This window comes from Nostoc paludosum FACHB-159 (genome assembly GCF_014698835.1).
Lineage (GTDB): Bacteria > Cyanobacteriota > Cyanobacteriia > Cyanobacteriales > Nostocaceae > Nostoc > Nostoc paludosum.
The window spans coordinates 134,696-146,388 of sequence record NZ_JACJTU010000022.1; the positions used below are offsets into that span (position 1 = coordinate 134,696).

The 11,693-nt window shown below is 41.7% G+C and carries 7 protein-coding genes; 1 reads left to right on the forward strand and 6 read right to left on the reverse strand.

Going from position 1 to position 11,693, the window contains the following annotated elements:
• Positions 1-184: 184 nt before the first annotated feature.
• On the reverse strand, positions 185-1,750 hold the full coding sequence (locus H6H03_RS22125) for a hypothetical protein (protein ID WP_190957218.1): 1,566 nt from the start codon (positions 1,748-1,750) through the stop codon (positions 185-187).
• A gap of 584 nt (positions 1,751-2,334) precedes the next feature.
• Positions 2,335-4,677, reverse strand: a complete 2,343-nt coding sequence (locus H6H03_RS22130; protein WP_390842849.1) for an ATP-dependent helicase — start codon at positions 4,675-4,677, stop codon at positions 2,335-2,337.
• Between the two features lie 595 nt (positions 4,678-5,272).
• On the opposite strand from H6H03_RS22130, the gene H6H03_RS22135 reads away from it, so the two are divergent.
• Positions 5,273-7,117: a vWA domain-containing protein gene (locus H6H03_RS22135; protein ID WP_190957220.1), complete on the forward strand. Its 1,845-nt coding sequence runs from the start codon at positions 5,273-5,275 to the stop codon at positions 7,115-7,117.
• A 319-nt stretch (positions 7,118-7,436) separates the two neighbouring features.
• On the opposite strand, the gene H6H03_RS22140 is transcribed toward H6H03_RS22135, so the two are convergent.
• From H6H03_RS22140 to H6H03_RS22155, 4 genes are all read right to left on the reverse strand, one after another.
• A complete protein-coding gene (locus H6H03_RS22140) occupies positions 7,437-8,123 on the reverse strand; it encodes a DUF6745 domain-containing protein (RefSeq protein WP_242058090.1) in 687 nt (228 codons plus the stop codon).
• An 11-nt stretch (positions 8,124-8,134) separates the two neighbouring features.
• Entirely contained in the window at positions 8,135-8,476 is a 342-nt protein-coding gene (locus H6H03_RS22145; RefSeq protein ID WP_190957222.1) for a hypothetical protein, read from the reverse strand.
• Between the two features lie 423 nt (positions 8,477-8,899).
• The gene (aqpZ, locus tag H6H03_RS22150; protein WP_190957223.1) at positions 8,900-9,673 is read right to left on the reverse strand and encodes an aquaporin Z; all 774 of its coding nucleotides are present in this window, start codon (positions 9,671-9,673) and stop codon (positions 8,900-8,902) included.
• Positions 9,674-10,397: 724 nt separating this feature from the next.
• Positions 10,398-11,486, reverse strand: coding sequence for a RuBisCO accumulation factor 1 (locus H6H03_RS22155; protein ID WP_190957224.1), 1,089 nt, complete (start codon positions 11,484-11,486; stop codon positions 10,398-10,400).
• Positions 11,487-11,693 lie beyond the last annotated feature (207 nt).

The window sequence follows — 11,693 nt, forward strand, 5'->3', positions numbered from 1 at the left end:
CATAATGCATATTTTCTGCATTTTGAGTTTAATTAATTTTTGAAAACTTCGGCTTTGAAATAGAGAGAAAATAATGAATAAGTTATCTAGTGTCTAGCTAGTTGAATAATTCTGTCTAAGAATAATAAACAAAACCTATCATAGCTGTTATCTGTTTGTCTAAGATTAACAGTTAGGTATATAATCACAATTTTAAAATATCAAGCTTTTTAGAAAAGCTTGATGGATCGAAATCAATCTTTTTACCATTTTTATCTAGCATATTCACTACAAGATAATATCCATCGTATTTGTCTGTTTCTGATAAAAATCTGTCGATCTCTTTTATTTTGGTTGGAAAACCTTGAATATAAAATGTAAACTTATTCTTTTGATTTTCCACATTTAACACATTTACGTACTGGAGCTTAGGTTTGATAGCGGATTTTTCTTGAGCGCGAACACTCTCATCTGTAAGAATATTTGTTTCTTCAGGGCTAACCTTTGTCTCTTTTGAGATTAGCTGCATTTGTGCCGCGATGGGAAGTGTATCACCAATTACAAAAATTGGCTTACCTTTCGGTTCTAATTGCTGTAGTTCAGTGCCCAACCGCATCAGTCCGTAAGAGTATGGCTTTGATAAGGGCGCAGAGTAGGAATATTTATTGCTGATAACAAGAGAAAAGATTAAAAATGCTGCGAGTGCTACTTCTATTTTCGTATTATTTTTGAGTAAAGTTCTTACTTTTGGAAAAATATCTGCTACTAAGATTGCAATACTAATTGCTACAACAGGAGATAAGTAGATAAAGTGACGGGCTGGAGCAGGATTTGGTAGCCAAAATATATAATTTATTATTACTGTTGGTAAAATAAAAAGTATGTATGAATAACGACGTTTGTAAAATAAATATACGCAGGATATTAAAAATATCAAACAAAGTAAAGGATTCAAGCCCCAAATAAACAGTAGGCTACCACGCACAAACTGATCGACGTATCTAGCAGGATTATTCCACAATAAAAGTTGCTCAAATATTCCATCACCTTCTTTATCTTTAATATATGCAAGTTGAGCTTGCATCACTTTAAAAATAATTACCGGCAAAATACTATATAAAATCGAAGGATAAACAATTTTTTTCAAAGGATATCTTTCAAGAAGAAGACAAGCTGGAATCATCGGAAACATTAATATTGCATCCAGCCTGAACATTAAGCACAAGGCAAAAGCAGTAACAATTAGTACATCCCATAAAATTAATTTCTTCCACCCTAAGCTCAATGAGTTTAAAAACGAACGATAACCAATCAAGGCTAATCCTATAAACATGAATACCATAGAGCCAGTCATGGGATGTGGATATTGCCCGGTTACCCTCCAGACTGGGAGTATAAGTAGTAAGATGTTTGCCAATAAAGCTATAAGTGTTCCCCAATATCTTCTAACAAAAAAGAAGAAAGGTATAACCATCAAAATGGCAAAAGCCGCATTTACATAGTTCATAATAGGAACTATGTGGGTCAAATCTGCTTTAAAAATTGGCCTAAAAAAATCTAGTAATGCATAGTAAGCAAAAGAGATATTACTACCATAAATTTTTCTCGCTCCTAGTGGTTTATCAAATGCGATCGAGTCGATCATACCTAGTAGCATTCGGTAGCTATCTCTTTCTCCAAAAGTGTCTGTATATACAGTGAATAAATAAGTAACACTGGCTAATACTAATAGTACTAACAGCCCTAAGACTGCTTTATTGTGTTGCTTCATAAACTTAACAGTAACCCTAGCTATAAAAATACCATAAGAAGATGTTTGAAAATTAATGGAATGGTAAATTTTACGGTAATCGTTTGACCATAATTAGGATCGTACTTAGGTAGATAAACGTCTCCGTCGTTTTAGGGAGAAGATTGTAGTATTTGATTCAAATATAAATTTTCTGTTTAGAGACTGATTAAAGAGCGCTACAAACATTTTAAGCAGTCTAAATTTGTTCTCTTTGCACCCTCTATCTGAAGAAGTATCTGATGTGTAATAAGGAATCAGAGCAAAGGGATTTTGTCAATTAAAACAATTAAATTTCATGAAAACCTTATATTTTTGCATTTATATTTACATATAATTTTTATTTTATTACTTAAAAACATTGGATATTTAAGGCGAGCAAAATGCCCACTCTGGAAGAGTTTGATTTAAAAGCAGTGTGCAAATTAAATGTTTGATAGCCTAGTTCCTATTGAGAGAGCGTTAGTAATGCACAAAAAGCAGAATTATGTAACAAAAAGTCAACTTAGTTAAAACCCTCTTCTGGCCTCTGCATTCTGCCTTGACTCAACGATAAATATTTATGCTCACTTAGTTAACATCATTGAAGTAACGACACATTGGGGAAATTGGCGCTTTAATGCCCCAAACACGGGACAAGGCGCTTGTTCTTGCAAATTTTCTGGTTTACTCCAAGTAAAGGGGGCTTTATGCGCCGCAGACATCCATAACAAAAGCTTTGCTCGTGTCATGGCAACGTAGAGTAAACGGTACTCTTCTGATATTTTTAACTGCTTTGCTTGTTCCCATGCTTGTGTCACATCCGGTATGGTAGATTCTCCGTGGAGAGCAGCACGAATTTGGGCACGAGCTACTTCTGATAAAGTAAAATCCCCTAAGAATTGGCTTTGGGGAGGAACCCAGAATCTTCCAGGAATTAAGTTTTCGTGCAGAAAGGGAATAAAAACATAATCCCAGTCCAGCCCTTTGGCTTTGTGCATGGTAATAATAGTCAGTTGACCGCGACGGGTGTAACGTTCTTCTGAATCTTCGGTTTCCACTGGTTCAAACCGTTCAGAACTGACGATTTCACTCAAAGCTGACAGCATTGACCTCATTGAACTATTGCTAGCTATCTGCTGGTTTACGCGTTCTGCGAGTTTATCAGCAGTTGCCAATTCCGCTTGGTCGTAATTCAAGGTCAAGGCGAGGAAAGAAATTAACTGATATAGAGGCAGTTCCAAACGAGCGCGGAGTAAACTGCGACACAAATGTGCAGCTTTTTGTACTGGTTCTGGTTGGGGTGCTGCTAGGGGGCTAGGATACAAAAATTCTTCTGGGAGACTAGCAAGGGCGTTGAGGTCTTGGGTAGGAATTAGCTGACGCTGCACCAATGCTTCTAGTGCGGCTTTGAGGTAATCAGGAGAGTGGGGGCGATCGCAAAATTGCAGCAATGCCAAAATTTCTTGGGGTACATGAGAACGGCGATCGCGTTCTCCCACATCATAAAGTGTAATATTATGCTCTTTACACACAGGTGCTAGAGCCTCTGCCAACCATCGTCCTTGACGATTTTCTCGCACTAAAATCGCTGCACTATTTTTTGTAGGATCTTTACCAAATAACTCGATCGCTCTTTGAGATAACAATTCAACAGTGTGAAAAATATCGCGTGGGGTGTATAATTCCAGCCCTAACCCTACTGGTGCTGGGTTGGCGTTAGTTTGCGGATCGCCAGCGTCAACAGGACGAATGGTTTGTAAGCGAAATGGTACTTGTCGGTTATCAAATGGGGACTGGGGACTGGGGATTGGGGACTGGGGGTTTGTTGCAGACCAGTGATTATTGATCCATTTGAGGGCAAAGTTAGCAGCTTCAATAATTATTCTCGTACTGCGACCGGCTCGATCCATCGTTGCCAATCGTTGAATGCGATCGCACTCTTGGCAAAATTGCCGAAAATAAATCGGATCGGCTGGCGTAAAGGTAGAGTTAATCGCTTGGTTGGGGTCGCCGACACGTACTAAATTGAGTGCTGAGTGGAGAGTGGGGAGTGAGGAGTTAAGAGTTATTGTGGTTGTCCCCGCGTCCCCACGTCCCCGCGTCTCCGTGTCTTCATCCAAGTTACTCGCCAAAATTTCCAACAACCGCGTTTGTAGCGGGCTAGAATCTTGGGCTTCGTCTTCAAAGACGGCGAATACTTGGTTTTGCTCGATGCGGCGGGCACTGTCGTTTTCTAATACCCGCAATGCGGCTAAAATCATATCGTCGTAGTCAATGAAGTCACGCGATCGCATTAAGTTTTGATATTGCTCGTACAATCCCGCCGCTACACTCAAAATTGCATATTCGTCTGTGGTTTGTTGACTCCACTCTTGCAACATTTCTTGCGATATCCCAGAACTTTTTGCTTCATGGATAACCGTATTAGCTAATTCCGGTAAGACTTCTGTCCGTAGCACCGATTGACGACGTAACCTTTCTGTTTCTTCACCGTCAAATTGATGACCTTCTAATAACCGCAAATATCGTTCTGGATTATTTGCAATCCATTGCTCTACGGCTGTGCGGATAAAACGATGACTTTGGGTTGGTGTAATTAATGTGGCGTATTCTAACTGCAACCCTGATAAATCGGGATGGCGGCTGGCAATGTTTAACGCTAAACCATGCAAGGTATAGACAAAAAAGCCTGTTTGAGGTAAAGATAAATCATCTCGTAAGTATTTACGAATTTTGGCTTTAATATTGGCAGCAGCAGAGCGAGTAAAGGTGACAACCACCAACTGACGGCGGGAGGAGGAACCCGACTGGGCAGAACGTTCGTACTGACGTGCAATGGCGATCGCTGCCGCCGCTGCCATGCCGGTGGATTTGCCTGCACCGGGAACAGCAGAAATAGCTAGGGGGCCAGATTGCCAGTCAGCCATTTGTTGCTGTCCGGGACGCAGACTATTGCGGATGCGTGCAATGGCTTCTGCCCGTAGAGATGACACGGGCGATCGCTGCAATACTTCTGAATCGAGATGTTCTTGAGGCACAGTAACAGTGGGTTTATTCTTTCTGAATATAGCGGTTCTAGCGCCGTCTGTGTAACTTTGCGTTCCCAGATGAGGGAGACAAGGGAGTTTGACGTTTTGAACCTCAAAGTTGCACCTTTGAACTCTAAAACTGAAATTTCAATCTTAGTATGACTTATGCAAAAACCCCTCAAACTCTTATTCCTTTGTGTCACTCGCCTACGTTTATGAGCAAAGTTTAATACTTATTCATCGCTAATTGGCTGACTAGCTGGTCTAGTTGCATCAGATGTTACTAAGAGCACAACATTGTTGTACCCCTACTTATGGCATTGTTTTTTCAAACTAGTATGACATCGCTCATCATGATAGATATAAAACTTTACATTAAATCTTCCCTTCGACACTGAACACACTGGTTTCTGGGTAAACTAAAAAAAGCACTGGCTATACCAGCAGCATAAGGCTTTTAGCTCATCGCAGACAACTCAAAGGGGTATAAAAAATGCTCAAGACAAGTTACGACTTTGACCAGGCTATCTTACCCGCAGGCTCTTCATTAAAGACTAATATTCTGCTACGTTTTCGTGCTGACATAGCTGAATCTCCCCGACGGAACCTGAATCTTTCTTTGGTAATTGACCGCTCAGGCTCTATGGCAGGCGCTCCTTTGCATCATGCGCTCAGAGCCGCTGAATCTGTGGTAGATCGACTTGAGCCAGACGACATTCTCTCAGTAGTTGTTTACGACGATGAGGTGGATACGGTTATAACGCCCCAGCCTGTGAAAGACAAAGCTGCACTGAAAACTTCTATTAAAAAAGTCAGAGCAGGTGGGATTACTAACTTATCTGGCGGATGGCTCAAAGGCTGCGAACATGTCAAGAAGCAACTCGATCCGCAAAAAATTAACCGTGTTTTGCTGCTTACCGATGGTCACGCCAATATGGGCATTCAAGACCCAAAAATACTGACGGCGACATCGGGGCAAAAAGCTGAGGAAGGCATCACCACAACTACCTTGGGCTTCGATCAGGGTTTCAATGAAGACTTGCTGATTGGGATGGCAAGGGCGGCTAACGGCAATTTCTACTTCATTCAGAGCATCGATGAAGCAACTGAAGTGTTTAGCATTGAGCTAGATAGCCTCAGAGCAGTAGTAGGTCAAAATCTCAAGGTGATAGTTGAGTTGGCTGATGGTGTCAAGCTGATAGATACTTTAAGTCTGGCTAAAGTCAGCCATAACGCTGGTCAAACTGTCATCACTTTGGGAGAACTTTATGAGGGTGAAGATAAACTTTTAGGATTGAGTTTAGAGATATCTGCTGCTCAAATTGGCGAATTACCTGTGATGAAGTTACATTACAGTGCTGATGTTGTGCAAAATGAGGTGATTGAAAGTGTGTCCGGCACAGCGGATGTCGTTGCCAAAGTTGGTACTATTGAGGAAGCAGCTCTCGCTTCTTCGAGCCATATCATCCTTGAACTCAGCCGCCTCACCATCGCTAAGGCTAAAGAGACAGCCCTCGATTTAGCTGAGCATGGCAAACATGAAGAAGCTGAGCAAATTCTCCGATCGCTAGTCAAAGATTTACGCGATAAAGGGTTGAATGAGAATTTTGAAATTGCTGAAGAGATAGATCAGCTAGAGTATTTTGCGGGTCGCATCGCCCAAAAAGCCTTGGGTAATGCCGGACGTAAAGAACTGCGAGATCAGAGTTACCAGACAATGACGCGCAATCGCAGCGATTTAGCCGCTCGTGGTGTCACGGCTGGAGATGAAATCTATGGGATGCCGGTTGTTAATGAAGTCGGTTCAGGTGTAGAACTACACTGTATGCGTGAAGGCGGTAAGCTGCGAATCAAAGTCATATCCGATGGCTACGATTCCACCAAGAATGTCCAATTTCCTAGAGCGATTCGTGCCGAGGGCGCACGCTATGTAGTTGAAGGACTGGAACCTTCAACTGATGGCTCTTTCTACCGGGTTCGTGGTAACATAACGCGTCTTACTCGACCTGGTGAAGCAGATATCTTCGTTGCTCCCAGACAATCGAGGTCAACTAGCACAGGTAAAGCATCCAAAGGCCCTGCTAGTGCCGCCGACTTGCCCACGACTGATACTGTCAAGGATGGTGTTCTCGTTCAATGCGTCAAAGATGGCAGTAAACTACGTGCTAGAGTGGTCTCTGATGGATATGAACCGAATTGGAATATGCGTTTTCCGCGATCGGTTCGCGAAGAAGGAATGCTTTACGTCGTTGATGAAATCAAAACCGGCCCTGATGGCAAGTCCTATATTGCCTGCGGTGAAATTAAGCGATTTATGCAACCCACCATTACCAATTAATATCAGCAAAAAATTAAAGAAGAATTGAGAATCAATTGATAGCGAGTCTCAATCCTTAACTAATTTAAACGTGAGTCTCAAACACAGACGCACGTTTTCTTATTTTTGCTTTTATCGCAGTTTAAGCATAGTTTAGGACAGAAACTGCTCGTCGCTTTGCTCTAATTAAAAATCAAAAATTTAAATTAAAAAAAGAATACAAACCCCTGAGTTCATTTGTTGAATTCAATTCCAAATCAATAATTGTTTCAGAAACAGAGTGTTGTAGTTAGTGTTGTGCGCCGCTTGGCTAATTGCATCCAACCAAACCATTTTGATATTACGCCTCGATCGCCGGACTATAATCATTTGGGTTATCAAAGCCTGCAATCCAAGCAGCAGCTTGATGACAAGTTTGCATATATGGAGGAACGCGCAAAATATGAATGTGTCCTGTAGATGGACAAGTGACTTTCAACACCATAAATGGCTCGTCATCCTCAAAAGGAATGCAGATAAGTTGACGCTCTCCACCCGCATCTCTATCCCGATGACGGACTAAGCCTCCCACTTGCTGCAAAAATCTCTCATAGCCCAGTCGCTCAATCAGTACGCGGCGTAACTCAACGTTCTCCATGTTGAGGATATCTTGCCCAGTTATGGAGTCAGATGCAAAGGCAATGGCATCACTCACCTGCACGCCTCGCCAGCGCAGGACGAAACCGTGCCCTTCAGGTAAACTGGTAATCCCACTCCCAGCTAACTCAATCCAATGGGTGACATGGAGACCTTTGGCAAAGGTTGTGAGGTTTACACAATCGCTGAGATCCAAGCTTTCACAGGTGAGATTTTCGGGTAAATTGTAAAGTTCCAACGCACCACTTAAATCTAGATGACCTAAAACCCGCATTCGATCCCATGCACGATGCTCAAGTATCAGCTTTCTGGCACGTTGCGCCGATACAGGCTCGTGGCTTTCCTGTGGGCGCTGTTTAACTGGTCTATTCGGCACGCGCCCATTTGACATGATCTTCAGCATTAGTCCGCAACCTCTACGTAAGCGTCAGGGCGATATTCACGTTGTCTCCAAACGCGGTAAAGTCCTTGGGGTAATTCAATTGCCCGATGTTCTTCATGAACTAAGGTAGCAGTTGGTTCTTTAACCTCAAGAAAAAGCTCACTATCATTTACCCACAACTGAACAGCATGGGATTGCTGAATGCGATGGCTGTGTCCTGTGAGTTCACCGTGAGCGAGAGTTGCACCTACACGTTTTTGGGCATTGGCTGGTAAGGTATTAATACGTCTAAGGAGAACATCGCCGTGTCTGTAGAGAACACCAGCTTGGTTAGTTTGGGAGTTATTACGGTTGTTCAACATGTTTTTATTATACATCTTTATCAATAGAATTCGTAATTATTAGCCCACGATTAAAGTCGTGGGCTTGAAGTAAGGAAGAAATTTATTTGTCTCCATAACTAAACTCAGGGGCTTTGCCTTGGGTTATGAATTACGAAAATTAGTAATTATTTGGTGATGGTTTTTTGTAAGAATTCCTGAAAAAACAACCACGTACATACAATAGTCTTTAATTAACTCAAAAACTTTTGAGCGATCGCCTTGATAAATTTTATCGCCGACTTACTTATCTAATAATTCTAATAATATTGACAAAACAGAATATATATATACTTAAATATTCTATAAATCCCGTAACTAAACAAATAATGTTTGGCTAATTTGTTTAATTACGGAATTGTTGAGAAATCTAAAAATGAAACTTCAAGCGATTGAAAAAGACTTTTAGACTAGTTCCTTAATATTTTGCTGTTCTTGCACAGGTGATTCGCTAAAGACGGCTACGTATAACCATCCTGCTAAAATAGCCCCCAAAATAGGAGCTATCCAGAACAGCCATACTTGCGAAAAGAGTTCTGCACCTGCAAATAGAGCAACTCCAGTACTACGGGCAGGATTAACCGAGGTATTGGTTACAGGGATGCTGATTAGGTGAATCAAGGTGAGTCCAAAACCAATTGCCAGGGGTGCAAATCCTTTTGGAGCACGGCTATCAGTCACACCCAGAATAATCAACAGAAACATGAAAGTCATCACAACTTCAGTGATGAAACAAGCAAACAGCGTGTAACCACCTGGAGAATGAATACCATAGCCGTTGGTTGCCAGTGGGTTGGAGCCACTCAGGGTAAATCCAGTTTTGCCGCTAGCAATCAGGTAGATAACACCGGCACCAACAACAGCGCCGATCGCTTGAGAGACGATGTAAGGTAGTAAGTCAGAACCTGGAAAGCGCTTACCTGCCCACAATCCAAAGGAAACAGCTGGGTTGAAATGACCACCAGAAATATGACCAAAAGCATAAGCCCCTGTGAGTACTGTCAGCCCAAATGCTAGGGATACACCTACTAATCCAATACCCAATGGAAAAGAAGTATTCTCGCTGATTTTTGCGGCATCTGCTGTGTAAGCGGCAGCTAGAACAGCACTACCACAGCCACCTAAAACAAGCCAAAATGTACCAATAAATTCGGATAAACAACGTTTCATGAGAGACATTTTCAGAAAACTCCTTAGTTCAAATACAAATGAAAAACTGAATATTATGCCTGATAGTTACACTCAGAATTTTGAGGCATTTCTGTTAGCGCTAAATCCATTAAAGTTGTTTTATTATGAAACTAAATCGAAAACATAAATTCTTATTTTTTATGCACTAAATCGTAGTTAGGACTTATGCACAAATTAACTTTCAGCCTTGTTCATACCAACTCTGTATGAAGATGCGTTTATTTACGCCGTTTTGCTTGGGAGTTATAGAATAGGAGGATACAGTAAAAAATAAAATTGCCCAAAAAATACTTAATTTTTTAATAATTTTATTTAGGTATAGCGAGCGAATATCATTCCTGAAGTTATTTGTATAGGCAGAAAACTTTTAAACAAATGTAATCTCAGATTAAGTTGAAGATTCATAACACAATACGCTTGAGTTAGCGTATATTGTGGAGCTATTGCGTTGGGCGGGTTTCCAGGCTCGAAGTAAGTGACGTTTAAAGAACGAAACCCAAGCGTAAGTAAGTCGGTGGGAAAAAACACAACTATGTTAACAAAAATGAATGAGGCTAAAACTTTCTTTCCTCCTGTCTCATTCCAACTACAAATATTTACGCCGTTCTACTTATTGATTTATACAAAGCTGACACACAGACACATCAAACGCAAACAGAAATCCGAGCAAAGGATTCCTCGCTCGGACTTTCAGGAAAATCTACAATTTAATTTATTCGTCAATCTGCCATGAATCTTTCGTGAATTCTTCATCCAAAATTTTCTTAGGACGCACAATAATAATGATTCGTCCTAGTAGAGGAATTTCTGGCTCAGTTTCAAACCATTGAAAATCTAATTCACCACCATTTTCAACGACAAAATAGTTAGAAGCATCCCATTGTCGTTGGGCACGATCTACTACTACTAGCACTGGTTCTATTCGAGTTTGGGTTTGGTTAGACAAGCGATCGCTATTCGCTAATATCACTACTGGATCTTCTGCTGCCAACAGTACTTGCCAACCCGGTAAAGGCACCCAGGCTTGTTCGCCAGCAAACTTCACCATACGAAATGGTTCGATTTCGTTAATTAGGGGCACACCTTGTAAATCTTGTCCTGATAATGGCAACTCGCCTACCACTGGCACCATTCGAGGCAGTTGTTCTTCCGATTCCAAGCGGTAAAAGGGTAAAATTGGAGCCGGACGCTTGGGAACGGTGGTAAAATCAGTCAGTAATTGTTCGATTTGTTTTCTGGCTGTTTGTGTGTGAGCAAAACGCAAACCTTTGGCTATTAAGCGCGATCGCTCCTGTAAATCTGAGTTTTGCCGTGCTAGTTTCCAAGTTTGATAAGCAAGTGCATCCCCAGGATGATTAGAAAATCCTTCTGGCAAAGTACGCAAATAAGAAAATTCTTTAACTGCTTTGGCAACTTCCCGCGCTTCATCAGCATCGAGTTTGTGAACGAAGATCAGTTCAGCTGCCGTGGCGCGTTCTTCTTGGGTGAGCAAACGCAATTCATATAAAATATCACTACCACGTGTACTGTAGTGCGATCGCGTGGCTTCAGAAGCTCCAAATTTTTCTAAAGAATTGTAAACTTGAGAACCAACAATCACCTGATTTTGTTGAATCGGCTCAAATCCAGTGGCTTCAAAAATTTCTTGGGGATTATAGCCAGTTTTCTGCAACGAGGCGATCGCTGTTCCCCATTCCACCCAGTTACCTTGCTTTTGCCTCAATTTTCGCAGTAACTCTTGTGTTACATCGTCGTTGGTAGTATTTTCGGAATTCTGAGTGTTGGGCGGTAGATCGGTCATAAATCGGTGTGTGAGCTTCAACTTGAGAGGTTGATTAATACCTCATGAGCAAGTTTTATTCTAATCTATGAACTGCCCAGAGTAGAGAGTGAGGGAGATAGGGAGTGTGGGGAGTGTGGGGAGTGTGGGGAGTGTGGGGAGTGTGGGGAGTGTGGGGAGTGTGGGGAGTGTGGGGAGTGTGGGGAGTGTGGGGAGTGTGGGGAGTGT